At 67.6% G+C, this 26,631-nt stretch carries 18 protein-coding genes; 9 read left to right on the plus strand and 9 right to left on the minus strand.

Translation table 11 applies throughout. The features are described from left to right. Nucleotides 1-430: 430 nt before the first annotated feature. Nucleotides 431-1,687: an HNH endonuclease signature motif containing protein gene (locus tag ACZ54P_RS07735; protein ID WP_465460708.1), complete on the plus strand. Its 1,257-nt coding sequence runs from the start codon at nucleotides 431-433 to the stop codon at nucleotides 1,685-1,687. A gap of 382 nt (nucleotides 1,688-2,069) precedes the next feature. Here ACZ54P_RS07735 and ACZ54P_RS07740 read toward each other — a convergent pair whose 3' ends face one another. From ACZ54P_RS07740 to ACZ54P_RS07750, 3 genes are read right to left on the minus strand one after another with little or no spacing between them, the layout of a single operon-like run. Further along, nucleotides 2,070-6,953: a DNA repair ATPase gene (locus ACZ54P_RS07740; protein WP_465460709.1), complete on the minus strand. Its 4,884-nt coding sequence runs from the start codon at nucleotides 6,951-6,953 to the stop codon at nucleotides 2,070-2,072. Continuing rightward, nucleotides 6,950-8,959: a flotillin family protein gene (locus tag ACZ54P_RS07745; protein ID WP_465460710.1), complete on the minus strand. Its 2,010-nt coding sequence runs from the start codon at nucleotides 8,957-8,959 to the stop codon at nucleotides 6,950-6,952. The genes ACZ54P_RS07740 and ACZ54P_RS07745 overlap by 4 nt, the downstream gene beginning before the upstream one ends. 17 nt (nucleotides 8,960-8,976) lie before the next feature. Then, nucleotides 8,977-9,561, minus strand: a complete 585-nt coding sequence (locus ACZ54P_RS07750) for a hypothetical protein (RefSeq protein WP_465460863.1) — start codon at nucleotides 9,559-9,561, stop codon at nucleotides 8,977-8,979. A 234-nt stretch (nucleotides 9,562-9,795) separates the two neighbouring features. Here ACZ54P_RS07750 and ACZ54P_RS07755 point away from each other — a divergent pair, with 234 nt between their 5' ends. From ACZ54P_RS07755 to ACZ54P_RS07775, 5 genes are all read left to right on the plus strand, one after another. Then, nucleotides 9,796-10,248, plus strand: a complete 453-nt coding sequence (locus tag ACZ54P_RS07755) for a hypothetical protein (RefSeq protein ID WP_465460711.1) — start codon at nucleotides 9,796-9,798, stop codon at nucleotides 10,246-10,248. 23 nt (nucleotides 10,249-10,271) lie between these two features. After that, a complete protein-coding gene (locus ACZ54P_RS07760) occupies nucleotides 10,272-12,371 on the plus strand; it encodes a heterodisulfide reductase-related iron-sulfur binding cluster (RefSeq protein ID WP_465460712.1) in 2,100 nt (699 codons plus the stop codon). 220 nt (nucleotides 12,372-12,591) lie between these two features. Next, entirely contained in the window at nucleotides 12,592-13,506 is a 915-nt protein-coding gene (locus ACZ54P_RS07765; RefSeq protein WP_465460713.1) for a metal ABC transporter substrate-binding protein, read from the plus strand. Further along, nucleotides 13,503-14,246 carry a metal ABC transporter ATP-binding protein gene (locus ACZ54P_RS07770; protein WP_465460714.1) on the plus strand — a complete coding sequence of 248 codons (744 nt, stop codon included), beginning with the start codon at nucleotides 13,503-13,505 and terminating at the stop codon, nucleotides 14,244-14,246. Before ACZ54P_RS07765 ends, ACZ54P_RS07770 begins: the two co-directional genes overlap by 4 nt. Further along, complete coding sequence (locus ACZ54P_RS07775) at nucleotides 14,243-15,136, plus strand: metal ABC transporter permease (protein WP_465460715.1); 894 nt, start codon at nucleotides 14,243-14,245, stop codon at nucleotides 15,134-15,136. Before ACZ54P_RS07770 ends, ACZ54P_RS07775 begins: the two co-directional genes overlap by 4 nt. Nucleotides 15,137-15,163: 27 nt before the next feature. Here the strand turns inward: ACZ54P_RS07775 and ACZ54P_RS07780 are convergent, their stop codons facing one another. Both ACZ54P_RS07780 and ACZ54P_RS07785 read right to left on the minus strand, forming a co-directional pair. Beyond that, on the minus strand, nucleotides 15,164-16,786 hold the full coding sequence (locus ACZ54P_RS07780) for an alpha/beta hydrolase (protein ID WP_465460716.1): 1,623 nt from the start codon (nucleotides 16,784-16,786) through the stop codon (nucleotides 15,164-15,166). A 110-nt stretch (nucleotides 16,787-16,896) separates the two neighbouring features. Next, nucleotides 16,897-17,034, minus strand: coding sequence for a hypothetical protein (locus ACZ54P_RS07785; protein WP_465460717.1), 138 nt, complete (start codon nucleotides 17,032-17,034; stop codon nucleotides 16,897-16,899). Between the two features lie 240 nt (nucleotides 17,035-17,274). Between ACZ54P_RS07785 and ACZ54P_RS07790 the strand changes: the two genes are divergently transcribed. The 3 genes from ACZ54P_RS07790 to ACZ54P_RS07800 are packed head-to-tail and all read left to right on the plus strand — an operon-like array spanning nucleotide 17,275 to nucleotide 21,122. Then, complete coding sequence (locus ACZ54P_RS07790) at nucleotides 17,275-18,090, plus strand: ABC transporter ATP-binding protein (protein WP_465460718.1); 816 nt, start codon at nucleotides 17,275-17,277, stop codon at nucleotides 18,088-18,090. An 18-nt stretch (nucleotides 18,091-18,108) separates the two neighbouring features. Further along, nucleotides 18,109-19,083, plus strand: coding sequence for an ABC transporter substrate-binding protein (locus ACZ54P_RS07795; RefSeq protein WP_465460719.1), 975 nt, complete (start codon nucleotides 18,109-18,111; stop codon nucleotides 19,081-19,083). Beyond that, nucleotides 19,083-21,122 carry an iron ABC transporter permease gene (locus tag ACZ54P_RS07800; RefSeq protein WP_465460720.1) on the plus strand — a complete coding sequence of 680 codons (2,040 nt, stop codon included), beginning with the start codon at nucleotides 19,083-19,085 and terminating at the stop codon, nucleotides 21,120-21,122. Before ACZ54P_RS07795 ends, ACZ54P_RS07800 begins: the two co-directional genes overlap by 1 nt. A 62-nt stretch (nucleotides 21,123-21,184) precedes the next feature. Here the strand turns inward: ACZ54P_RS07800 and htpG are convergent, their stop codons facing one another. The 4 genes from htpG to ACZ54P_RS07820 are packed head-to-tail and all read right to left on the minus strand — an operon-like array spanning nucleotide 21,185 to nucleotide 26,585. Then, nucleotides 21,185-23,050 carry a molecular chaperone HtpG gene (htpG, locus tag ACZ54P_RS07805; protein WP_465460721.1) on the minus strand — a complete coding sequence of 622 codons (1,866 nt, stop codon included), beginning with the start codon at nucleotides 23,048-23,050 and terminating at the stop codon, nucleotides 21,185-21,187. A gap of 29 nt (nucleotides 23,051-23,079) precedes the next feature. After that, nucleotides 23,080-24,666, minus strand: coding sequence for an alkaline phosphatase D family protein (locus tag ACZ54P_RS07810; RefSeq protein ID WP_465460722.1), 1,587 nt, complete (start codon nucleotides 24,664-24,666; stop codon nucleotides 23,080-23,082). A 50-nt stretch (nucleotides 24,667-24,716) separates the two neighbouring features. Beyond that, nucleotides 24,717-25,334, minus strand: coding sequence for a hypothetical protein (locus ACZ54P_RS07815; RefSeq protein ID WP_465460723.1), 618 nt, complete (start codon nucleotides 25,332-25,334; stop codon nucleotides 24,717-24,719). Nucleotides 25,335-25,343: 9 nt separating this feature from the next. After that, nucleotides 25,344-26,585 (minus strand): YncE family protein, encoded by a 1,242-nt coding sequence (locus ACZ54P_RS07820; RefSeq protein ID WP_465460724.1) that lies wholly within the window; start codon nucleotides 26,583-26,585, stop codon nucleotides 25,344-25,346. Between the last annotated feature and the right edge of the window lie 46 nt (nucleotides 26,586-26,631).

Here is a 26,631-nt window from a genome sequence, read left to right on the forward strand (position 1 = left end):
CGATTTTCGGCGAACGACGGCTGGTGGCTCACTACGAGGGACCGTCGCCGATACTCGACAATACAGCTGCCACGAACAGCGTCACCGCCGACAGCGACAAGGCCAGACTCGACGACCGCCGCCACACTCCAGAAAAGGACAACTTCCGGCAGGGACACAGCCCTCGACCGTTACGGCACCATCGGATCGCCGCGAACAACCGTCGCCAGTATCCGGCAATACGGCCACCACGAACAGCACCACCACCGACAGCGGCAAGGCCAGACTCGACGACCGCCGCCACACATCGGAAAAGGACAACTGCCAACACGAACACCGCCATCGACCGTCACAGCACCATCGAATCGCCGCGAACAACGGTCACCGGTTTCCGGCAATACGGTGATCGCTTGATCCGAAAATTGTCGGTGGCTGGTCGTATGTTTGCGGGGTGGACACCCGCAAAGCCGCGCCGGTGGCGCTACTCGAGAAACTGACCGATCCTGACACGTTGGCACCGGTCAACGCTTCGCTGAATTCGTTGGGCGACAACGATTCCGTCGCTGTCGCCCAAGCGGCGTCGGCGGGGATCGCCCGGCTTGAGGCGGTCCGGTTCCGGGCGCTGGCCCAGCTGAACCGGCATCGCGAGGGCGCGAGCAGTGTTACGCAGGAGGTCGCCTTCGCTTTGTCCCTTGTGGACAATCACGCGGGGGCGATGGTCGCGGCCGCCGATGCGTTGACCACCCGCCTGCCGCGCACCTTGACCCTGATGGACAAGGGAAAAGTGAGTGGCTTCGGCGCGATGAAGGTCGTCGCGGCGACGGCATGGCTGTCGGACGAGAACGCCCGGGCCGCCGATTCCCTGCTCGAGGAACGGTTGGCGGGGAAGAATTCCGACCAGATCCGGAAAGCGGCGAATCATGCGGCGATCACGGTCGACCGCGAAGGCGCCGACAAACGTGCTGAGCACCATCGTGAAGGCCGCCGTCTCACCGTGCGACAGGGTGAGACAGGGGTGGCGTCGATCGAGGTCGAGGACGGCCCAGCCGAGAAGGTCAACGCCGCCTACCTTCGGATAGACAGAGAAGCCAAGAAGCTCAGGTCCGGCGACGAAACCCGCACCCTGGACCAGTTGCGCGCGGACGTCGCGCTCGATCTCCTGCTGGGTGGCCAGGGCGGCACGAGCGAACACACGGAAGTGTTCCTGTACATGGACCTGTTCACCTACCTCGGCCTCAACGACGAGCCGGCGGAAATGGCCGGACACGGCCACCTTCCCGCGGCACTGGCACGGCATATCGCGACCGGGCCGAACGCCGTGCTGCGCCGGATCATCACCGACCCGCTGTCCGGACAGGTACTGGACCTCGGCCGGGACCGGTACCGGCCGACAGCCGGCGTCGGCGAGTTCGTCCGGGTACGGGACCGTGAATGCCGGAGACCCGGCTGCGGCCGTCCCGCGCAGACCTGCGATCTCGACCATTCGGTGCCGTGGGAGTTCGGCGGCACCACCGACGCCGACGACCTGATCGACCTCTGCCGTCGAGACCACCGGCTCAAAGACGAAGCCGGATGGATCTACCGCCTCGCGTCCGACGGCACCCTGACCGTCACCACCCCGACCGGGCAAAGCCACGACAGCGCCCCGCCGCCACTTCACCAGCCCCGCACGCGAACCGCTCCGGCCGGGGAAGCGCCACCGTTCTGAGCTCATTACCGGAAAGTGGCGATGGTCATCACGCCGACCCGCCAGTACCCGCAATCACCGGTGGCCACGCACTCTTCTGGCAGCTTCACTCGCCGAAAACCGGCGACGGCCCTCGCAGCGATCCGACGGGCCGCAACGGTCGATGGCCGCGTACTCGTCGCTAGCGTCGCTTTCTAAGAACCGGCGATGGTTGCCATGTCCGGTCAGGTCACGCTGTGGTCGGTGGTGGCGTAGCCCGTGGTGGCCGTCGTTGCCGAAAGCTGGCGATGGTTCTCGCCTTGGTCGGCGATGCGGCCTCTGCCGGTGAATGCACACGCTTGCGGATCAAGCGACCACCGCGGCCCATCGCCGATTTTCGGCAATGGGCCACCGGCGAATCACTTCACGGCACATCCCGCACGACCAGCCGCTCCGAAGCCCGCTCGATCGCCGCTTCCACGGCACCGACCCGGTCCGCCAGCAGGCCCACCGCGCCGACCGCGCGGCTCATCGGGTCCTCCTCGTCGCCACCGAGCGCCTGTGCCCGCAGATAACCCGCCTTGACCTCGGCCCACCGTCGCGCGTCCGAGTCGGTCAGGCGTCCGCGCAGTTCCGCCAGCTTGAGCAAGTTGGCCTCGGCGCCCGAGGTCAGCGTCTGTGCTTCGCCGGCGTAGTGGTCGTCGATGAGCGCTTCAAGCTCAGTGTCGTTCATCGCGGGTACGATCCGGCCGGCCAGCTTGTTCATGTTCCGGTAGGAACCCTGCAGCTGGAACGGCGGTTCGACGCGGGACGCGTCCGCCTGCGCCGCCGAAGCGATGTAGGCCTGGTTGTTTTTCAGCACGATCCGCTGCACCTGGATCAGTTTTCGCAGCACGGCGAGGATCTGCTCCAGTTCGGTCGCCGAATACGCGTGCTTCAGCTGATCCGCCCGGACGCCGCCGTCGCCGCGGGCCAGCCGGACCAGAACGTCCACATCGGACCGTTCCCGCGAGACGAGCGGTGCCAGTACGGTGTTCGCGGTGAGCGAGTTCTCGATGTAGCTCAGTGCGAACAGTTCTTCCTTGCCCGACAGGACATCGCCGAGGTTCCACACGTCCGCGCGGTTGGCGAGCATGTCCGGGATCCGGAACCGTTTGCCCTGCTCGGTGTACGGGTTACCGGCCATGCAGACCGCGAACCGCTTGCCGCGCAGGTCATACGTGCGCGTCCGGCCTTCCCAGACGCCTTCCATCCGCCGCTGCGCGTCGCACAGCGAGATGAACTTCTGCAGCAGTTCCGGCGACGTGTGCTGGATGTCGTCCAGATACAACAGCACGTTGTTGCCCTGCTCCAGCGCGAACGAGATCTTCTCGACCTCTTGGCGCGCGGTCGCGTTGGGCGCGTCCGCCGGATCGACCGAGGTGACCTCGTGTCCGAGGGCGGGCCCGTTCACCTTGACGAACACCAAACCGAGGCGGCTCGCGACGTACTCCATCAAGGTCGTCTTGCCGTATCCCGGTGGCGAGATGAGCAGCAACAGACCGGACTGGTCGGTGCGGCGGGCGTCGCCGGTCGCCCCGAGTTGCTTGGCGAGGTTGTCGCCGATCAACGGCAGATAGACTTCGTCGAGCAGCCGGTTGCGCACGAAGGCGCTCATCACCTTCGGCTTGTACTCGCTCAACCGCAGCCGGTCCCGTTCGGCCGCCACCAGTTCGTTGCGCAGCCGTTGGTACGCCCGGAAACCCGGTACGCGATCCCGCCGGAACCGCTGCGTCCTGGCCAGCATCTCGTCGAGCCGCAGGGTCAGGGACCGGTTGACGATCCGCGGATGCGAACCGAGCAGACCGTCCACAGTGGCCGAGAGTTCCGCCGACGAGTCGTAGCGCGGCAGGTCGGCCAGTTCGATCGCGACGGCCTCCGCCAGTTCGTCGTCGGGCAATCCAGTGGAGTCCACAAAGGACGAAAGCCAGGCTTCGGCGAGCTGATGGCGATCGGCGAGGTCGTCGAGCGCGCGCAGGTCTTCGGCGAAACTGCGCCTGTCGAGCCGGAACTTGTCGAGCAGCGTCCGCGCGCCGCCGCTGGTGACGAATCCCGGTGACGCGTCGGCTAGTTCCTCGAACAGGTACTCGCCGGCGAATTCGAGGTCGAGCGCCAGACCGAAGTCCTCGGCGAACGCGGTCATCGCCTCGGTGAACTCCCGGGCCAGCGCGTCGATCGCCGTGGTGTGCCCGAAGGCTTCCCGGACCCGCGCGAGCGACGCGGCCCGCGTGGTCCACGCGCCCTTCGCAGCCTCTTCGGCGCCGAACGCCCAGAACAGCTGTGCGGCCGCCCTCGACGCGGGCGGATACCGCAGCAGTCCCGCGGCGGAACGCAGGCGCAGCACCGCCGACAGGATGGCGGCGGCGTCGTGGTCGTGCACGCCGCGCGCGTAGCCCTCGTCGTACCGGTTCCCCGCCACGCGCCGGACTACGTCGAGCAGATCACCTTCGATCAAGTCCGGCTCTTCGAGCAGGATCGATGTCGCGAGATACTCGGCGCGATAGACCTCGGGCGATTCCGAGACCAGCAACTGGTCCCAGTACGGCCTCGTCGCCTCGAAGGAGGCGTCCCGGACGGGAGCGCGGTAGTCGGTGCCGGTGATCGCGAACTTCATCCCGCCGTCGTGCGGCACCAGCGTGAGGTCGATGTCCTGGGTGTTGACCGCGAAGGTGTTGCGGCCGAGGCGGATCGTCTCCCCGCCCTCGCCGTAGAGGTCGAGGCGGTCGCGCAGCGCGCGGCCCGCTTCCTGGCGAGCGGCCTTGACCCTGCCTTCGAGTTCTTCCGCGCGCACCTGGTCGCCGAGGTCGCGCAGTTCGGTGACGACACTGCGCAGCTTCGCGACCATCGGATCAGATGCGAAATAGGTGTTGATCTCGTCGACCGAACCGAGCGTGCCGACCCGCCTGGTCACACTCGTGAGGATCCGCTCGGCCGAATCGACCAGCCGGTCCGCGCGGCGTGCCCGCTCGTCGAGCAGCGCCTGCTTGCGGGAGGAGAACGCCTCGTAGACGTCGGTGCGCTTCTCCCCCAGCGACACCAGGAAGTCGTCGAACTCGCCGAACCGCGACTCGAGGTTTTCCAGCTGGAGCAGCAGTCTGCCGAGCTGCTCGTCGCAGCGGTCCGGGGTGTCCGCGACCGCGAGGCCGCCGGTGATGGCCTGCGCGAGCAGGGCGAACTCGGCTGCGAACTCCGCCCGTCCTTCGGTCTCCAGGAGTTCCTTGCGCCGCGCCTCAAGGGTGGCCCTCGCCCGGTTGACCCCGCCGATGACCTCGCCGACGCGTTCCAGGATCCGCGTCCGCACCACGGCGTCCGCGATCTCCAGCCCGCCGACGACGTCGGTGAGGACTTCGAGCCCGCCGGACTGTTCGTCGAGCCGCTCGGCGACCGGGACCGCCTCGGCCACGGTGGCGATCGCGCCCGCGGCGGCGATCAGTCCGTCCACTTCGGCGTGGTAGCCCGTGAACGCGTCCTCGCCCTGCAGGAACCGCACGGCCCGCCGCGCGGCCTCACCGAACTCCGTGTCGAGATCCGTGATCAGCTTGTCCACGCGGTCCGTGTCGACGTACCGCAGTTCCCGCACGGTGACCAGATGTCCCCGCGCGCGGTGCATCTCGGCGAGCCGTCGCACCCACGCGTCGGCCGAGTTCAGCGCCTCGCCGCGTACCCTGCGCACGAGTGAGGCGGTTTGCGCGGCCGCCTCGTCGACCGCTTCGGCCGCCTGCGTGGTGAGCGCGGTGACCGTCTCGAACTCGTCGAGCACCTGCTCCGCGGTGACCCGGACGTCCGACAGCGGCGACCGCAGATCGCCGAGTTCGGCCTCGCCGAGCCAGTGGTAGTGGTCGAAGATCCGCGCGCACGCGGCGATCAGGGCCTCGAACACCGCCGCCGACGGCGCCATCTCGTCGACCATCCGGCCGATCGAAAGGCAATCGGAGATCCCGCGGACCAGATCCGCGTTGCCGACCCGCTCCAGCGGACCGGTCCCTGTCGGCTGCGACGCGGCGTAGGTGTCCGATTGGAACGGCGTCCGCCATACCTGCATCGGATGCACGCGGCTCGGCTCGTCGGACAACGCCCGGAACAGCACCATCGTGCCGTCGTCGAACAGCGAGTACCCGTGGCACGGGATCGGGTTCGAGACCTCTTTGCGGATCACGTTGTACGGCAGGAGGAGCGTGCGTCCCTCGGCCCGCGCGTGAAAGACGTAGAGCACGTCCTCGCCGTTGGGCGAGCGGATCACCCGCTCGAATTCGAGACCGTCCACAGTGGTGTCGAACGTCTTGCTGACACCCGTGTCGAGGTAGTAGCCGCCGGGGAAGATGATCCCGTGGTCCTCGGGCAGCCGCTGACAGGCCTGCCCGATGCCGTCGAGGCGGACCACATCCCGCGTCCGGGTGTTGAACACCAGGTACCGGTACGTCGTCTCCTTGTACGGCAACAGCCTCAGCAGGATCAGCGGGCCGATCCTGGCGTAGGAGACCTCGGCGTCGGCCAGGCTCTGGAGTGGCTCGTCGACCGGTTCGGAGTAGACGCCCTCGCCGGTCTCCGTGTTGTTCTCGACCTTGATCGTCAGGTTGCCGCCGACGGTCTCGACGAACACCTCGTCCTCGATCGAGATATGCGGATGCCGTCCGAGCACATGCTGCTCGCGGGTGGTCTCGATCCATTCGAAGTCGTGTGACGGCGGGAAGACGTGGTCGCGTTCACCCCGGCTGTCCACATAGGACACCTTGCCGTCGGCGGTGATCCCCCAGCGCAGCACCCGGATGTCCTCGGTCCGCGGCCCGATCTGGAAGATCGCGAGCAGCTTGCCCTCGACCCGCCGCAGCTGCAACAGCTTCGCCTGCCGGTAGTACCGGTACAGCTCGGCGAAATCGCGGACGAACCGCTCGTCGCGCAACAGCTCCGGCAGCTCTTCGGCAGGCACGTCGTCGAAGCGGAAGGCTTCCTCGTCATGGCTGAAGCCGTGCAGCGAAAAGACGTCGTCGACCGTCGTCTCGGGTTTAAGCCCGATGAAGACGTTGTAGCCGAACAACATCCGTCCGCCGACCGACACGACGTCCCGCGGCACACAGTTGTTCGCGGTGCGGATCCGCTCCGTGCCGATCAGCGCGAGCTGCGCGCTGCCGAAGACCCCGAGCCGCGCCTTGTTGAGCTCGTCCGCGCGTTTCGCCAGTTCGGCGGCCTGTGCGGCGAGCCGGGCGCGGAGCACCTCATAGGTGCCCGCGTCCAGCTGCTCCGTTCCTGCCGCCGGTTCGGTCGTCGTCACTGCTTCGCGGGGGCGAGGGTGGCGACGGACTTGTCAGCCAGGCCGAGCCGCTGCGCCATGGCCAGCAGTTCCTGCAGCTTGCCGCTGTCCGGGCCGCCCGCCTGCAGCTGCTTGGCCAGGAAGGCCGACAGCGTCAGGTTCTTCACGTCCTCCGTACTCACCGAGCCGACCAGTTTCGTCAGGTCGTCGGTGAAGCTGCCCGAACCGTCGAGCCACGACTTCCCGAGGGTCTGGACGACGTCCGAGTGCTCGACGAAGCCGTCCACGCTCTTGCCGAGCCCGATCGAGCCGATGACCTTCTCGAAGAACATCGTCTCGCCGCCGACGATGTCGATGTCGGCCTTCTCCAGCCCGATGCCGAGCACCGTGGCCTGCGCCTCGGCGACCTCGCGCTGCACGGTGAGCGCGGCGAGCCGGATCTCCTTCTCCGCTTCCAGGCGCAGGCGGTACTCCTCGTGCTGGCGGCTGGCGCTGTCGAGCGCGGCCATCGCGGCGGCCTTCTCGGTGAGACCTTCGGCCTCGCCCTTGAGCTTGTCGCGCATCCCGTCGGCGAGCACGATCGCCTTCTCGCGGGCGACGATCGCCTCGGCCCGGCCGACCTTCTCCAGCGCGTCGGCGTCGCGTTCCTTGACCTGGGCCGCGGCCAGCCCGCTGGCGGCCTCTTCGGCCTGGATCCCTTCCGCGAGACGGATCTTCGCGCGGGTCTCCAGTTCTGCGGTCTGCTGGCGTGCCTCGGCCAGCGTCAGTTCCTCGCGGGCCTTGTGCTTCGAAGCGGCCTCGGCGGCTTCCGCGGCCTTGATGTCCTTGACCAGGCTTTCCTGTGCCTCCGCCTCGGCCCGGATGATGATGGCCTCGCGCTGGCGCTCCGCCTCTTCGACGACGCGGAGCTTCTTGATGATCTCTTCCTGCTCCGCCACCGTCTTCTCGACCGCGATCCGCTCGCGGATCACCTCGGCGATCGACCGCTTCTCGGTCTCGACCTCCTTGTCCTTGGCGATCCGGGACAGCTCGGTCTCGCGTTCGCGGCCGATGACCTCCAGCAGGCGGTCCTTCTCGATGCGCTCACTCTCGATGGCGATGACGCGCTCGCGGTTCTTGCCCGCGACCTCGATTTCGCGCTGCTGGTTCTGGTGCTGGATACCGAGCTGCTCGTCCGTGCGCAGCCCCGCGGCCTGCGACTTGAGCCGCTCCTCCGCCTGGACCTTGGCGATCTCGGCCTCTTCACGAGCCCGCATGGTCTCGATCTCGCGCCGCTGCTTGATCTCCGCGTCGGCCTGTCGCCGCTCCAGTTCGAGGATCGCCTCCCTGGCGTCCACGTCCTGGCGGGTGATCTCCTTTTCCTCACCGCGGCGGAACTCGTTGGTGCGCACGTGCTCGATCGCGGTCAGCTCGGTGATCTTGCGGATACCTTGCGCGTCGAGGATGTTCGCGGAATCGAGCTGCGCCATCGGTGTCTGCTCGAGGTAGTCGATGGCCGCGTCCTCGAGGCTGTACCCGTTGAGGTCGGTGCCGATGACGCGGATGATCTGGTCGCGGAACTCGTGCCGTTTGGTGTAGAGATCCACGAAGTCGAGCTGCTTACCGACGGTTTTCAACGCCTCGGAGAACTTGGCGTTGAACAGTTCCTGCAGGGTCGCCTCGTCGCTCGCCCGTTCGGTGCCGATCGCCTGCGCGACCTTGATGACGTCCTCGGTGGTCTTGTTGACCCGGACGAAGAACGAGATCCGGATGTCGGCGCGGATGTTGTCCCGGCAGATCAGGCCTTCGCGGCCGGTGCGGGTGATCTCCATCGCCTTCACCGAGGTGTCCATGATCTCGGCCTTGTGCAGCACGGGAAGGACGATCGCGCCGGTGAACGTCACGTCGACCCGGCGGACCTTCGAAATGATCAGCGCCTTCCCCTGCGGCACCTTCTTGAACAACCTCGTGATCGTGAAGAGCAAAACCAGGAGGATGACAACTATCACGGCGATCAGAACGCCGGCCCCCACGCTGATGGCACCCATACTGTTCCTTTTCTGCTTCAGATGTCCAAGGACTCGACCCAGAAGAACTCGCCTTCGGAGTCGTAGTCATAGAGAACTACGCGGCTCCCCGCCGTCAGGTTGCCTTCACCCGCCTGGCGAACGTCCACAATGGCCGTCGACCCGTCGGCGGCGGCGACCTCGGCCTGCCCGAAGTCGTGGGTCACCGACGAGGTGCGGATGACCGCGGCGCGGCCGACGAAATCCATCCTGCTCGGTTCCCTGGCGGGACCGAATACCCGGCGCAGCGGCACCACGATCACCCTCGTCCCGAGTGTTCCGAGGACGAGCGCGACGACGAGCACGCCGGCGCCGAAGCCGATCCTCGAAGGTGTCGAAAGCTCCAAGTCATCGAGAAGAACCGTCCCTGCCAGGCTGGCGAACCAGGTGAATGCGATCAGCAAAGAGAGCGAAAGGGACAGGGGGACGCCGCCAAACCCGGCAAGGAGCCCGTCGCCGCCGTCGAACTCATCGAGATCGAAGACACCGAGCAGTGCCAGCAGCCAATAGCCGATCACCACGATCAGCAGGAAGCTGAAAAGCACGGCCGGGAACCCCAGAGCCGCGGTGACGAACCCGCCCATCGCCGTCGTTCCCTCCCCCATTACCCCGAGTCAGGACTATAACCAGGGCGTGACGCCGCGAGGAGGGTTTTCGGCTACGAGTGGGTCACGGTGTGCGCAAGCGTGCGGCAGGGCTGGGTTACGCCGACCGGCCGCTCCGACGCCATCCGGTTGGACCTGTCGCGCCACCGGGAGCGCCCCCTACTCTCCAGTATTGAGAGTGACACAGGACACACCACGGTCTTGGGAGGCTCCATGGGGTGGCACGTTCGCGAGGTGATCGACGGGGATCAGCGCGAACGGCGGATCCGCCATGTCACCCGATGTCTGAGCTGCACGCTCACCTGCGTCCACTGTGGACTTCCCGCCCGATTCTCCCTTCCCCCAGGGCATCCGGGTCTCGGCGTCGTCGAGCACCTACCCGGCGCCGCCACCCCCGGTCTGCCGGACCTCGCCCTCCTCCACCGGTTCTGCCGCGACAATCCCACGCCGGGAACCGGTATCGCCCTCCGGCGCGCCTACCTCGGGCTGGCGACCGAACTCTTCGAAACGGGGCGGCGGATCCGCTGCCACCAACGGCGAAGTCACCAAAGACTCGGCGTGCGCCCGCCACGGCCGGGACGGCTCGAGGTCTACCGGAAACGGTGGCGAGTGGCCAAAATGCGGTACGCCTGCAAGGCGTGCCGGTACTACACCGGCTCTCACTGAGCCGATTCTCCCCCGGAGGACTCGTGCTCGTTCGTCTCATCCTCGGTCTGCTCATCACGGTCGTCGGCCTCGCTTTCGCCGCCCGCCGCGCCGCCTGGCTCGCGAAACTGATCCGGTCCGGCCAGCCGGACAAGAAGCGCTCGGACGTCATGGCCGTCCGCGTGAAAACGCATCTGGCCGAGGTCTTCGGGCAGCGCAAACTGCTGAAGTGGTCCGTTCCCGGGCTCGCGCATCTGTTCACGTTCTGGGGTTTCGTGATCCTCGGCTCGGTCTACGTCGAGGCGTACGGTGCCTTGTTCGACCAAGACTTCCACATCCCGCTCATCGGGCATTGGGCGGTTCTCGGGTTCCTCCAGGATTTCATCGCGGTCGCGGTCCTCGTCTCGCTCGCGGTCTTCGCGGTCATCCGGATCCGCCAGGCGCCCGAAAAGAAAGACCGCGCGTCGCGCTTCTTCGGCTCGCACACCGGTGGCGCCTGGCTGATCCTGTTCATGATCTTCACTGTGATTTGGACGATGTTCCTCTTCCGCGGCGCGTCGGCGGCGGTCGGCGTCTTCCCGTACGAGTCGGGCGCGTGGGTCTCCCTCGGTGTTGGCGAACTCCTGGAGCCGCTGGGGCCTTCGTTCAACGAACCGCTGGAGACCGTCGGGCTGCTGCTGCACATCGGTGTGATGCTGGCGTTCCTGTCGATCGTGCTCTACTCCAAGCACTTGCACATCTTCCTGGCGCCGGTCAACGTCACCGCCAAACGGCTCCCGGACGCGCTCGGCCCGCTGCTGCCGATGGAATCGGCGGGCAAGCCGATCGACTTCGAGGATCCCGGCGAGGACGACACGTTCGGCCGCGGCAAGATCGAGGACTTCACCTGGAAGGGCATGCTCGACTTCGCCACCTGCACCGAATGCGGCCGCTGCCAGTCGCAGTGCCCAGCGTGGAACACCGGGAAACCGTTGTCGCCCAAGCTGGTCATCATGGACCTGCGGGACCACCTCTTCGAGAAGGCGCCGTACATCCTCGACGGCAAGGAGCCGCCCGAGGAGCGTCCGCTCGTCGGTACCAAGGAGGACTTCGGGGTCATCGATCCGGACGTGCTCTGGTCCTGCACCACCTGCGGTGCCTGCGTGGAGCAGTGCCCGGTGGACATCGAACACGTCGATCACATCGTCGACATGCGCCGCTATCAGGTGATGATCGAGTCCGCGTTCCCCAGCGAACTCGGCGTGCTGTTCAAGAACCTGGAGACCAAGGGAAACCCTTGGGGCCAGAACAATTCCGATCGTCTCGCGTGGACGAAGGGCCTGGATTTCGAGGTGCCGATCTTCGACGGCGAACTCGCCGAGGACGTCGAGTACGTCTATTGGGTCGGCTGCGCGGGCGCCTTCGACGACAACGCGCGCAAGACGGTCCGCGCCACCGCGGAGCTGTTGCATCTGGCCGGGGTGAAGTACACGATCCTCGGCACCGACGAATCCTGCACCGGCGACCCGGCGCGGCGCTCGGGCAACGAGTTCCTCTTCCAGATGCTCGCGCAGCAGACCGTCGAAACCCTGAACGCGGTGTTCGAGGGCCGCGAACCGGGTACGCGCAAGATCGTCACCACCTGCCCGCACTGCCTGAACACGCTCGGCCGCGAGTACCCGCAACTGGACGGGCACTACGAGGTCCTGCATCACACGCAGCTGCTGAACCGGCTCGTGCGCGCGGGCAATCTGACCCCGGTCAAACCGGTCGACGCCGGACCGGTGACCTATCACGACCCCTGCTATCTGGGCCGCCACAACAAGGTCTACGAACCGCCGCGCGAACTCGTCGGCGCGACCGGCGCCACGCTGAGCGAGATGCCCCGGCACGGCGACCGCTCACTGTGCTGCGGCGCCGGCGGCGCGCGGATGTGGATGGAGGAGCAGATCGGCAAGCGCATCAACCTCGAACGCGTCGACGAGGCGCTCGGCACGGACGCCGAGACCATCGTCACCGGCTGCCCGTTCTGCCGCGTGATGCTGAACGACGGTCTCGTCCAGCGGCAGAGCGAGCAGCGTGGCGAGAACGTCACCGTGCGCGACGTCTCGCAGCTGCTCCTGGAAACCGTACGAGAGCGGAACCCCACAGCGACCGAGATTTAAGCGCCTGTCGGCGGAGCTGAGATGTATGCCGGAAAGACACAACGCGTGAACCCGCCCGGCCGAAGGCCCGCTATCGCGGTGGCAGGGCGCCTTTCCTCGTTAACCTGACTGGACTGACCAGGTGGCGCCCTGCCGACGTCGCTCGCGGACGCGGATTCACTCAGAGATTTAAGGCACAGGTGAGTTGGAAGTTCGGCCTGCCGAACTCTAGACTCCCGGCATGGCGAATCTGCGCAAGGCCGTCTGTGCGCTGGCGGCGTCCACGCTCGTCCTGACCGCGTGCGGCGGCCCCAGCGCGGGCGACAGCGACCGCAGGCCCGTCGTACTGACCACGTTCACGGTCCTCGCCGACATCGCTTCCAACGTCGCGGGCGACAAGCTCCGGGTCGAGTCGATCACCAAGCCCGGCGCGGAGATCCACGGCTACGAGCCCACTCCGGACGACATCAAGAAGGCCGCGAAGGCCGACCTGATCCTCGACAACGGACTGAACCTGGAGGCCTGGTTCGCCCGGTTCGTCAAGGAGAGCGACGCACCGCACAAGGTGGTCAGCGAGGGTGTCCAGCCCATCGACATCGCAGAAGACTCCTATCAGGGAAAGCCGAACCCGCACGCGTGGATGTCCCCGACGAATGTGGGTATCTACGTGGACAACATGGTGAAGGCGTTCAGCGAGCTCTCCTCCGGCGACGCCGCCGTGTTCAAGGCCAACGGCGACGCCTACAAGGCGAAACTGCGGGAGGTGCAGGACGAGATGACCGGTGCGCTGAGCGGCCTTCCGCAGAACGAACGCGCGCTCGTGACCTGTGAGGGCGCGTTCTCCTACCTCGCGCGCGACACCGGCCTCACCGAGCGGTACATCTGGGCGGTCAACGCCGAACAGCAGGCGACGCCGCAGCAGATCACCCGCGCCATCGAATTCGTCAAGCAGAACAAGGTCCCCGCGGTGTTCTGTGAGTCGACCGTCTCCGACGCCCCGATGCGCCAGGTCGTCTCCGCGACCGGTGCCGCGTTCGGCGGCGTCCTCTACGTCGATTCCCTGTCCGGCCCCGAAGGCCCGGTGCCGACGTACCTCGACCTCATCCGACACGACTCGAAGACGATCGTGGCCGGCCTCACCGGAGCGAAGCCGTGACCGCCGCGATCCGCGTCGAAGACGTCACCGTCCACTATGGCGACGTCCTCGCGCTCGACGGTGTCGACGTCACCCTCGAACACGGCCGCGTCTGCGGTCTGGTCGGGATGAACGGCTCCGGCAAGTCGACGCTGTTCAAGACGATCATGGGCATGGTGCGGCCGGACACCGGCACCGTCTCGGTCGACGGCGGCCCGCCCGCCCGCGCCCGCAAGACCGGCGTGATCGGCTATGTGCCGCAGAGCGAGGACGTCGACTGGTCGTTCCCGCTGTCGGTGCGGGATGTCGTGATGACCGGCCGCTACGGGCGTCTCGGGTTCACCCGGCGGCCGCGCCGCGCCGACCACGAAGCCGTCGATCAGGCGCTGGACCGGGTCGAGCTGACCGAACTCGCCGGACGTCAGATCGGGCAGTTGTCCGGCGGCCAGCGCAAACGCGCGTTCGTCGCCCGTGGCATCGCCCAGGGCGCGCGGGTCCTGCTCCTCGACGAGCCGTTCGCCGGTGTGGACAAGCGCTCCGAGGCCACGATCACCCGGCTGCTCAAGGAACTCGCGGCCGACGGGGCCGCCGTCCTGATCTCCACCCACGACCTGCACGCGCTGCCCGGCCTGGCCGACGAGGCGATCCTGCTCATGCGCAAGGTGCTCGCGCACGGCTCCCCCGACGAGGTGCTCCGGCCGGAGAATCTCGCGCTGGCCTTCGGACTCGATGTCCTGCGACGGGAAGAAGAACCCGCGTGAACCTCTACGATCTCCTGCTCGAACCGCTGAACTACGGCTTCATGGTGCGGGCGCTGGCCTCCACGGTCGTCGCGTCCGTGGTCTGCGCGGTGCTCTCCTGCTGGCTGGTGCTGATCGGCTGGTCGCTGATGGGCGACGCGGTCTCGCACGCGGTGCTGCCCGGCGTCGTGCTCGCCTACATCCTCGGCGCGCCCTTCGCGCTGGGCGCCGTCGTCTTCGGTTTCCTCGCCGTGGCACTGATCGGCGTCGTCCGCGACACCAGCCGGGTCAAGGAGGACGCCGCGATCGGCATCGTGTTCACCACGCTGTTCGCCCTCGGCCTCGTGCTGATCTCGGTGACGCCGAGCCAGACCGACCTGAACCACATCATCTTCGGCAACCTGCTCGGCGTCGACGTCTCGGATCTGCTCCAGATCGGCGTCCTCGGCGCGATCACGCTCACCCTGCTCGTGCTCAAACGCCGCGATTTCACCTTGTACGCCTTCGATCCCACGCATGCGCACGCCATCGGTTTCAACCCCCGGCTGCTCGGCGCCGCGCTGCTCGGGTTGCTCGCGCTGACGTCGGTGGTGGCGTTGCAGGTGGTCGGCGTGATCCTGGTGGTGGCGATGCTGATCATCCCCGGCGCGACGGCGTATCTGCTGACCGACCGGTTCGGCCGCATGCTCGTGATCGCGCCGTCGTTCTCGGTGCTCGCGGCGGTGACCGGGCTGTACCTGAGCTACCACCTCGACACCGCGTCCGGCGGGATGATCGTGCTGGTGCAGGGGGCGGGGTTCACGCTCGTGTACCTGTTCGGCCCGCGGCACGGGATCGTGGGGAAGCGGCTCGCCAAGCGCAGGCGGGAAGCGGCGCGGGTGGGCCGCCCTCAGGACTTCCCACTGTCCTGAGGGCGACCCTCACGTGCCACAGAACGATCAGGCGCCGGGAGGCACCGGAAGCGGCATCCCCGGAACGGTCATGTCCGCGGGTGGCAGCACACCATCGGCCAGGAAGTCCTCGACGACACTGTCCAGCGTCTTGTTGTTGTGTACGCCACTGGTGGCGTACAGGCCATGGTCGCCTTCACCGGTGACGGTGACCATCCGGGAACCCGCGAAGGCCGCGTGCGCGCGCCTGCCTCCTTCGATCGCGGTGGCCGGGTCGTGTTCCGAATGCAGCATCAGCACCGGTGGCACACCCTTGCCGTCGATGACCGGCAGCGGCGGCCGCGGCTTGTCCCAGTAGATGCACGGCTGGACCATCCACTTGCCACCGACCAACGTCTGCTGCATGTCGAGGTACTGCTGTGACTGCACGACGACGCTGTCGCGGTCACCGGTCCACGGACCCTCGTTGCACCGGATCGTCCAGAACGCGGTGGGATACGAGTCGGCGGCGGCCGCGCCGAGCCTCGGGATCAGCACGTCCTCGTTCTGGCGCGCCGAGGAGATCCGCTTCGCCGCCGCGGCCCGTTCGTCGGCGGACGCGGTCTGCTCGGTCAGGGTGCGGATGTCGACCAGCATGGTCGCCGTTCCGTGGAACTGGCTCTTGGCGTAAATGCCTTCGGCCGCGAACGAGTCGAGGATGTTCGGCCCGACCTTCATGCCGCCGTAGTCGACCGGCCGCGTTCGCAGCTTCGCACGGACCTGTTCGAACGTCTCCCGGACCGCGTCAGCGGTGGTGCCGAAGTGATACAGCTTGTCGTACTTCGCCATCCACGGCAGGAAATCCTGGCGCCAGCGCCGCTCGAAGCTCATCGGCTGCCAGTCGAACGCCTTCTGCCAGGTGGTGGTGAACTCGACCGGCGAGTCGAGCAGGAACCGCCCGGCCCGCTCCGGAAAGCGCTGGGCGTAGTACGCGCCCATCCAGGTGCCCGCCGAGTAGCCGACCCAGTTGATCTTCGGCCGATTCAGCAGGACCCGCAGCAGATCGATGTCGCGGATCGTCTGGTCGGTGGTGATCAACGGCCCGAGGTCGCCGGACCGCTCTTTGCACAGCCCGACAGCCTCCTTCGTGACATCGAGAATGCGGCCCAGGTTCGCCGGGTCCCGGTCACGCGGGTCGAGGTACTCGGGGTTGTCCAGCGCGCCACCGCAAGTGATCGTCGTGCTCATCCCGGTGCCGCGCGGATCGAAGCCGATCACCTCCTGATTCGCCCGCACCCGCGGCTGGTTGCGCAGTTTCACCGGCCAGATCCGCCCGGCCGCACCAGGGCCACCCGGGTTGATGAACAGCGATTGTGTCGCCGTACCGGTGGCGGGCAGCCTGCTGATCGCGATGGTGAGATCGCGGGTGTCGGCGAGGTTCGTCCAGTCGCGCGGCGTCAGGTAAGTCGCGCACTGGATGTTCTCCGCGCCGGCAGGCGGTTTGGACGGCAACTCGTTGTCCGCGCACGGATGCCAGTTGATCGGCTGCTCGGCGTACTTCGCGGGAATTCCCGTCGAGTTGACCGGCAGGGTTTCGTCGACCGGATCGATTGTCGCGAAGGCAGGCGTGAACCCGCTCAGCATGAGGCCCGCGATGGCCGGAACGACCAGCGCGTGACGGAATCTCTTCATCTGTTACATCCCCAGTTTCTGTCGCGTCCTCACGCGACCGGCACCTTGATACCGGATCCCGGTCCCACCCGCCCGCGATTCGGGGAAACCGCGGGCCGTCGTCACGAAGATCAGCTCCAGCCCTCGTGCAGCCCGGCCGCTTCGTGGATCTCCCGCAGGGTAAGCACGTCGTGCAGAGCGAGGACTCGCCGCCCGGAGGCCGGCGAGATGCCCTGAGCGCCGCGTTGCTCACCGAAAGCCGTCAGCATCGACAGATCCTCACCGGCGCGAAATAGACGTCGACCGCGCGCCGGGCGTTGGCGTCCACGCGATCCCACAGCAGTTCGTACAAGCCTTCCATGCGTCTCCCCCGCCTTCGTCGCCCGGAAGGCCACGGACGACGACCGAACCTTTCCTGGATCGCGCGTTCGCGGTAACCGGGCGGTCACCCGGCGCGCTGTGTCACTCACGACACCGGCCGGCCCGCTCCCTTAGGTTAGGCTCCCCTCATGTCGACGGAAGACGCGCTGCTCACCGGCCATGACCTGGTGCTCGCGCACCATGAACGGGCCGTGGTGGACGGCGTGTCGCTGTCGCTGCGCGCGGGTACGGTGACCGCGCTGGTCGGGCCGAACGGTTCCGGCAAGTCGACGCTGCTGCGTTCGCTGGCGCGGCTGCACAAACCCCGAGAAGGCGACGTCCGGCTCGGCGAGCGTTCCGTCTGGGGTCCGAACGCGTTGTCCGGCAAGGAGTTCGCCCGCCAGGTCACGTTGCTGACCCAGCACCGGCCCACGCCGAGCGGGGTGTCGGTCCGCGACGTCGTCTCCTACGGCCGTTACCCGTACCGCTCGGGCTGGCGCGGGGTCGACGCCGACGGCGCCGCCGCGATCCGCCGCGCGATGGAACTGACCGGCGTGACGCCGATGGCCGAACGCGGCGTCGACGAACTGTCCGGCGGCGAACTCCAGCGCGTCTGGCTCGCGTCCTGCCTCGCGCAGCAGACCTCCGTGCTGCTGCTCGACGAGCCCACCAACCATCTCGACCTGCGCTACCAGGTCGAGATCCTCGATGTCGTCCGCGATCTAGCCGGAGAAGGCGTCGCGGTCGGCGTGGTGCTGCACGACCTCGACCACGCGGCGATCATCGCCGACGAGGTCGTGCTGCTGAGCGAGGGAACCATCGTGGCCACGGGCGACATCGGCCAGGTGCTCACCACCGAGCATCTTTCCCAGGCCTACGGAGTCACCGTCCACGTCGCGAACGACCCGGTCACGGGCGCGATCCACTGCAGGCCACTCGGGCGTTATTCGCCCAGGCCCGCCTGAGAAAATCCAGGAAGAACCATGCGAGTGCTGACCCCTGCCCTCCTCACGGCGGCGGCGTTGCTGCTGTCCGCCTGCGGCACCACCGAGACCCCCGCGTCGGCGCCGAACGAGTCCGCCGCCACGAGCGGTCCGGTCACGGTGACCGACGCGCGCGGCAAGGCCGTCACCCTCAAGGCCCCGGCGAAACGCGTCGTCGCGCTGGAGTGGGGCGAGGCCGAAATGGTCGCCTCGCTCGGGGTCATGCCGGTCGGCGCCGCGGACGTCGCGGGCTACCACGTCTGGGACAAGGCCGTTCCGCTGTCGGCCGAGGTCAAGGACGTCGGCAAGCGCAACGAACCCAGCGTCGACGCGATCGTCGGGCTGAACCCCGAGGTCGTCATCATGGCCGAGGAACGCGACTCGACGCTGGTGCCGCAGATCGAGAAGTACGTGCCGGTCGTGGTCACCAAATCCAGCGACGCGAGCCGGAACTTCGACCGGTTGCGCGAGGACTTCAAGCTGATCGCCAAAACGGTCGGCAAGGAGGCCGAGGCGGACAAGCAACTGTCCGAAATGGACGCCAAGCTCGCCGAGGGCAAGAAGGCCGTCGAGGCCAAGGGTGCCGCGGGCACGCCGTTCCTGATGGCCGACGGCTACCTCGAAGGCAGCACCGTCAGCATCCGCCCGTTCGGCAAGGGTTCGCTCGTCTCCGACACCGCCGAGGCCGTCGGCCTGAAGAACGTGTGGACCGGGCAGGTCGACCCGCAGTGGGGCCTCGGCCAGACCGACGTCGAGGGCCTGACCGCGATCACCGATCCGAAGACCGTGCTGTTCTACAGCGCGTCCGAAGAGGACGTCTTCACCACCGGGCTCGCGCAGAACGCCGTCTACCAGCGGCTGCCGTTCGTGGTGTCGAAGAAGATCTACAAGCTGGAGGCGGGGACGTGGACCTTCGGCGGGCCGAAGTCGATCATCTTCACCGCCGACCAGATCGTGAAGGCCATCACCGCCTGATGATCGAGAACCTGCGGTCGCCGCAAGCCGTGCGGACCGCCGTGGTGTCGGCGGGGTTGGTGGTGCTCATCATCGTCCTCGCCGGCATTCACCTGACACAGGGCACCTCGACGTCCGGTCCGCTGGACGTGGTGAAGGCGCTCTTCGGCCAGGGCGACGCGCAAACCCTCGCGGTACTGGAGGGTTCGCGCGTCCCCCGGCTGCTCGCCGCGTTGCTGCTCGGGGTCGCCCTCGGCGTCGCGGGCGCGGGAATGCAGTCCGTGGCACGGAATCCGCTCGCCTCGCCCGACACGCTCGCGGTGAACGCGGGCGCGCATTTCGCCGTCGTGGCCATTTCCGCGTTCGGGCTTTCGCTGCCGCTCGTCCCGGTGGGCGGGGCGGCGTTCGCGGGTGGACTCGCCGCGGCCGTGGTCGTGCTGGGACTGGCGGGCGGCGGTTCGGCGAGTCCGCGGCTGGTGCTCGTCGGTTCGGCGGTGATGCTGGCGCTCCAGTCGGTGACCATCCTGTTGCTGCTGATGTTCGAGCAGGAGACGTCCGGACTGTTCGCCTGGGGCAGCGGTTCGCTCACCGTTTCGGATCTGCGGGCGACCGGGCAGATGACGCCGATCGTGGTGGTCGCCGTCGTGGCGCTCATCGTGATGGGCCGCAAACTCGACATCCTCGCGCTCGGCGACGACAACGCGACCGTGCTCGGCCTGCGGGTCCGGCGGACGAGGGTCGGGGCGGTCCTGCTGACCGTCGCGCTGACCGCGGCGGCGGTGACCGTCGCCGGACCGGTCGGGTTCGTCGGGCTGAGCGCGCCGGTGATCGCGCGGCTGCTGCTGCCGATCGCCAAGCACCGCGTGCTGTTGCCGGTGTCCGGGCTGGTCGGGGTGGTGACGGTGCTCGGCGCCGACGTCGTCCTGCGGGCGATCATGGGCTCGGCCGCCGCGGTCCGCGTACCGACCGGAGTGGTGACGACGCTCGTCGGCGCCGCCGTGATGGTGTGGCTGGCGCGACGCGGCCGGGCCAGTGGCTCGCGCCGTCCGTCCCCGGCGGGGCGGGTCGGCGTCGCCGGATCGAAGCGGCGGCTCGTGACCATCACCGCCGCGCTGGTGGTGCTGCTGGCCGTCGTGCCGGTCGTCGGCCTGATGCTGGGCGATCGCGTCGTGCTGCTCGGCGACCTCGCGAACTGGGTCACCGGGAACACCGGGACCGCGCTCACTTTCGTGCTGGACCAACGGCTTCCGCGGGTCCTCGCCGCGCTGTTCGCCGGTGCCGCGCTGGCGGTGTCCGGCTGCGGGATCCAGTCGGTCAGCCGCAACCCGCTCGCCGAACCCGGCCTGCTCGGCATCACCGCGGGTGCCGGGCTGGGCGCGATCACGTTGATCACCATCGTCCCGACGGTCGGTGCCTGGGCGATCGCCGGTGCCGCCGGCGCGGGGGCGGCCGTGGTGTTCGTGCTGGTCTACGGACTGGCGTGGCGCTCGGGGCTGGATTCGGACCGGCTGGTGATCATCGGCATCGCGGTCTGGTCGGCCGGGATGGGCCTGATCACCCTGCTGATCGTCGTCTCCGATCCGTGGAACTCGGCCAAGGCGCTGACCTGGCTTTCGGGGTCGACCTACGGCCGCACGCTGGAGCAGGTCGCGCCGGTGGCGCTGGCGCTGCTCGCACTGACCCCGCTGTTGTGGCTCAAGCACCGCGAACTCGACTTGCACGCCCTCGACGAGGACACGCCCCGAGTCCTCGGGATGCGCGTCGAACGGTCGCGGCTGGTGGTGCTGGCGGCGTCCGGGATCCTGGCGGCCACGGCGGTGTCCGCGATCGGCGTGGTCGCCTTCGTCGGGCTGGTCGCGCCACATCTGGCGCGCTCGCTGGTCGGCGGACGGCACGGCCGGGTGCTCCCAGTGGCCGCGGCGATCGGCGCCCTGCTGGTCAGCGTCGCGGACACCCTCGGGCGGACGGTCATCGCGCCCGCCCAGATCCCCGCCGGCCTGGTCATCGCACTGGTCGGGACGCCGTACTTCGTGCTGGTGCTCTGGCGGACCCGACCGTAGAAGTACGTGAAGGCCCCCATCATGTACCTAGGCGCAATGAAGGGGGCCTTCATGTACTTGGACTACAGGGTTTTCTGGAGGTGGGTGGCCAACAGCTTCGTGAAGCGTGAGGGGTCGGCGAGTTCGCCGCCCTCGGCCAGCAGGGCCATGCCGTAGAGCAGTTCGGCGGTCTCGGCGAGACCCTCGTTCTCGCCCTGCTTCGCGAAGGCGTCCCGCAGTCCGGAGACCAGCGGGTGGCCCGGGTTGAGTTCCAGGATCCGCTTGATCTGCGGCATTTCCTGGCCCATCGCGCGGTACATCTTCTCCAGCGTCGGGGTGACGTCGTTCGTGTCACCGACGATGCAGGCGGGCGACGTCGTCAGCCGCGACGAGAGCCGGACCTCCTTGACCTGCTCCGCAAGCGCCGTCGTCAGCCAGGTCAGGAGCCCGGAGAACTCCTCCTTCTGCTCGTCGGTGGTGTCGGAGTCGAGTTCGACCTCGCCCTTCGCGACCGACTGGAACTGCTTCTCCTCGAAGCCCGGCACCGCGTCGACCCACATCTCGTCGATCGGGTCGGTGAGCACGAGCACCTCGTACCCCTTGGCCTTGAAGGCTTCCAGGTGCGGGGAGTTCTCGATGCTCTGCCGCGATTCGCCGGTCAGGTAGTAGATGTGCTCCTGGCCGTCCTTCATCCGCTCGACGTACTCGCGCAGCGTGGTCGGCTTCTCCGGGTCGTGCGTCGACGCGAAGGAGCAGATGTCGAGGATGGCGGTGCGGTTCTCGTGGTCGTCCAGCAGGCCTTCCTTGACGGCGCGGCCGAACTCCTTCCAGAACGTCTCGTACTTGTAGGTGTTCTCGCCGGTCATCAGGCCCTTGACGGTCGAGAGGACCTTCTTGACCAGCCGACGGCGGATCAGCTGGATCTGCCTGTCCTGCTGGAGGATCTCGCGCGAGACGTTGAGCGAGAGGTCCTGCGCGTCGACGACGCCCTTCACGAAGCGCAGGTACTCCGGCATCAGCGCTTCGCAGTCGTCCATGATGAAGACGCGCTTCACGTACAGCTGGACGCCGCGTTTGCGCTCCCGCATGAACAGGTCGAGCGGCGCGTGTCCCGGCAGGAACAGCAGCGCCTGGTACTCGAAGGTGCCCTCGGCCTGGAGGCGGATGGTCTCCAGCGGGTCGTTCCAGTCGTGTGCGACGTGCTTGTAGAACTCGTTGTACTCGTCTTCGGTGACGTCGCTGGAGGAGCGGGCCCACAGCGCCTTCATCGAGTTGACCGTGACGACCTCTTCGCCCTCGGTCATCCGGATGGGCCAGGTGATGAAGTCGGAGTACTTCTTGACGATCTGCTTGATCTTGGTGGCCGAGGTGTAGTCGAAGAGCTGGTCTTCGGTGTCCTCGGGCTTGAGGTGCAGGGTGACCGAGGTGCCCTGCGGCAGGTCCGGCACCGTCTCGATGGTGTAGGTGCCTTCGCCCTCGGACTCCCAGCGGACGCCTTCGTCCGATCCGGCGCGGCGGGTCAGCAGGGTGACCTTGTCGGCCACCATGAAGCTGGCGTAGAAGCCGATACCGAATTGGCCGATCAGATCCTGCGAGGCCGCGGAATCCTTGGTCTCTTTGAGCTTCTTCAGGAATTCGGCGGTGCCGGATTTCGCGATCGTGCCGATCAGCGCCACGACGTCGTCCCGGCTCATCCCGATTCCGTTGTCCCGCACGGTCAGGGTGCGGTTTTCGGGGTCGGTGTCGATCTCGATGTGGAGATCGTCGGTGTCCGCCTGGAGGTCCTTGTCACGGAACGCTTCGAGGCGGAGCTTGTCCAGTGCGTCGGAGGCGTTGGACACCAGTTCCCGCAGGAAGGTGTCCTTGTTCGAGTAGATCGAGTGGATCATCAGCTGCAGGAGCTGACGTGCCTCCGACTGGAACTCGAGTGTTTCGGCAGAGGTTGTCACGGGGCGATATTACCGAGCGCGGGAGCGGGTCAAGCCAGCCTCTGCCTGGCCACCTCGGTCAGCCCGTCGCCGGTGGCCTGTTCGATCGTCGCGACGGCGGAGCGGCCGGTGGTTTCGACCGTGGCGATCACGTTGCCGAAATGCGGGCCGGACACCTTGGCCCAGGTCAGTGGCTCGGGTGCGACGCCGCCTCGGCGAGCCCACCGGCGCGCGAGCGACGCCACCCCGGCCGACCAGGTCGCGGCGAACGCCAGCCGGAGCGGCCGCGGCATCGCGTTGTGCACCGGCGAGCAGGTGAGCTGGTACACCGTCGACGTCACCGGTTCGGGGTACCGCGCCTCGGCGATGTAGGCGTGATGGACGTCGCCGGAGAGCACCGCGATGGTGGCGGGCGGCTCCTCCCGGCGTCCCTCGCGCGCGATCATCGCGGCGAGCCGGTCGAACGACCCGCGGAACGCCGCCCAGTGTTCGAGGTCGCCCGCCTGCCGGATCTTCTCCGCGAGCCGTCCCCGCCACCCGGGACGGTTGCAGGCCCGCTCGTTGAGGGACTGCAGGTGGGAGATCGCCGGCGGCAGCAGCCACGGCAGCGAGGACCCGATGAGCAGGTGGTCGCAGGCATCGGCGGCGTTCTCCTCGACCCAGTCGAACTCGTCGTCGTCGATCATCGCCCGATGGCCGGGTTCCAGGATCCGGCCCGCCCGGCTGTCGATGACCAGCAGCCGCACCTTGCCGAAGTCGCGCCGATAACTCCATCGCGCGCCTTTGGTGCCGTCGCGTTCGTTGTCGGCTTCGTCGGCGTAGGCGACGAGCAGATCGGCGTTGTCCCTGCCGGAGGCGAGGGCCTTCTGATAGGTCGGGTCCTCGGCGAGTTCGGCGGGGCCGAGGTTCCCGAGGTGCTGATAGGCCCAGTAGGACATGATCGCCCCGCGCAGGCGCTCCTGCCACCACGGCTGCGCGCGCATGTGCTCCCGCCACGTATGCGAGGTGTTCCAGTCGTCGCGGACGTCGTGGTCGTCGAAGATCATCGACGTCGGCACGGTGGAGAGCAGCCAGCGGATCGTCGGCTCACCCCAGGCTTCGAGGTAGAGGTGGGTGTACTCCTCGAAGTCCGTCACCTCGGTCCCGGGCGGCTTCGAGGTGTCCCGGCGCCGCTTCAGCCATTCCTGCGTCTCGTCGGTGGTTTCGTCGGCGTAGACCTGGTCTCCGAGCATCAGCAACGCCTGCGGCCATTCGGCTTCGTCGCCGTCGGCCATCCGGCGGGCGTACGCGGCCAGCGCGTCCGGACCGAAGGTGTCCCCGTCGTGCGGTTTGCGACAGGAGCCGAACACCAGCCGGAGCCGGGACTCGTTCGCGGGCAGTGTCCGGATGCGACTGGGCGGGAACTCGGAATCCGCCGGCGGCCACACCTTCTCGCCGTCCACGCGCACTTCGTACTCGGTGCTGGTGCCGGGTTCGAGCCCGGTCAGGACGAGCAGGGCGTAGTGGTGGCCGCGGATCTCGAACGTCCTCGCGGTCGTGCCGAGGACTTCGACCTCACTCGCGGTGCCGGTTTCGACCCACACCGTCGCCGACGTCTCGTCGACGTGGCGCAGCAACGGACCCAGGAGCAGACTCATTCCTGAAACGGTGCCACAGCGAAGCCAAGATCGTGCGTTGAGCGAGAGCCTCAGCCGAGCCGCGCGAAGATCTCCCGGATCTCGGCCAGCGCCGCTTCCCGTTCCGCGTCGTCTTCGTACGACCCGTCGGCGGCCCGCTCCTCGACGATCGCCTCGGGGGTGAACTCCTCGCCGAACCGGTAGTCACCGAGGCAATAAGTGAACCCCGACTCGCTCAGCGGGTCCAGTCCTTCCCGGCGGCAGTGATCGAGGAAGCCTTCGGCCTGCGCCCACCGCTTGCCGTCGAACCAGAACACGCCACCGGCGTAGTGGATCGCCGCCCCTGTCTCCGGATCGACGAGGTTCAGGGATTCGTAGTTCTCGGGACGGTTCCGCACCAGCGCGAAGAGGTGTTCGGGGACACCACCGTAGAGCGCCTCCTGCACTGAGTAGTTCCCTTCGGCATACAGGTTCAGGACCGACTCGTGGTCGAAGGTCAGCAGCAACGCCTGCTTGTCCGGGGTGAAGTACCAGACGGCCGACTGCCCGCCACCGTCGTTCCAGGCGAACCGCTCGGCGCCGTCCACCGCGATCGGCGTGACCTCGGTGATCGCGTCGATCACCGAGGCACGCCGCCGCACTTCTTCGAGGGATGTTGCACCGAGTGCCGCCCAGATCTCTTCGCTCACCGGCGCAGGCTACCGGCCCGCAGGCCCCGTCCAGCCGTCGGGCACGTGGCCGATCCGGATGCGCTGCGGGTGGTCGCCGACCGGGACGGACTTCACCTTCGCGCCGGTCGCGAAGTCGATCGCGGTCACCTGATCCGAGGCGCTTTCCGAGATGACGCAATGCTTTCCGTCACCGCTCACCGTCGCCCAGTACGGCTTCGCGGCCGTCACGAGCCGGGCCTCCTGCAGGCTCGCACGGTCCACAATGGTCGCGTAGTCGTCCATCGTCCCGGCGACGCACAGTTTGTCGCCCGCGGGACTCATCGAAAGCCCGTGGTGGCGCGAATCGTTGACCCAGGTCGTGCGGTCTTCGCTGGTGTTCGGGTTCTTCGGCAGCGTCTTCGACCGCGTGATGCGGTCGGTGGCGACGTCGTACTCCAGGAGTCCGTTGAAGAAGGACACCTGGAAGTACAGCTTCGACTCGTCAGGGGTGAAGGCCACCGGCCGGACGGCGTCGGACAGATCGGTGCGGCCGAAAGCGTCCAGCCGCTGGCGCATGTCGATCACCTTGACCTGCTGGAAGGTCTTCGCGTCCACGACGGTGAGCTTCCGGTCGCCCTTGGTGAAATCCTGCCACGGCGCGTCGAGCGCGGTGTTGACCTCGCCGATCGAGCTGTTCCAGAGGTACCGGCCGCCGTCGGTGTAGGTGTTCTCGTGTGGTTTGTCGCCGGTCTTGAACGAACCCAACTGCTGCCCGGTCTCGATGTTCAGCACGTGGACGGTGTTCGACGTCGAAGCGGACACCGCGATGCTGCGCCCGTCCGGTGAGACGGCCATGTGGTCGGACCGGAACCCCGACACCGGGAAGCGCCAGTTGACGCGGCCGGTGGTGAGGTCGATGGAGACGACGTCGGCGAAACTCGGGCGGGACGCGACGACCGAACGGCCGTCCGGGGTCGTGTAGAGGTCGTCGACGAGCTGGTCGTGGCCCTCGCCGACGCCGTTGCGGATACCGAGGAAGAACGCGAGCTTGATGGGGTTCAGGTAGATCTCGGTGAGCCGCTCGTCCTTGTCCGGCACCATGTCGACGCGCGCGATCTTCGCGTAGTCGCCGGAGGGCCGGATGACGTCCGCGGTCCCCTCCCAGTTGTTGCCCACGAACAGGACCTGCCGCAGGGCGGCGCTCGCCGCCGTGGCCGCGGGCACCGAGCCCAGTGCCGCGACGGCGAGGCAGGTCACGAGGACGGTGTTGAGCAACCGGCGTTTCCGCATCACACGCACCCTTCGGCGAAGTCCTGTTACCTTTCGGTAGCTCTCA

The sequence above is a fragment of the Amycolatopsis sp. NPDC034160 genome, from assembly GCF_055575355.1.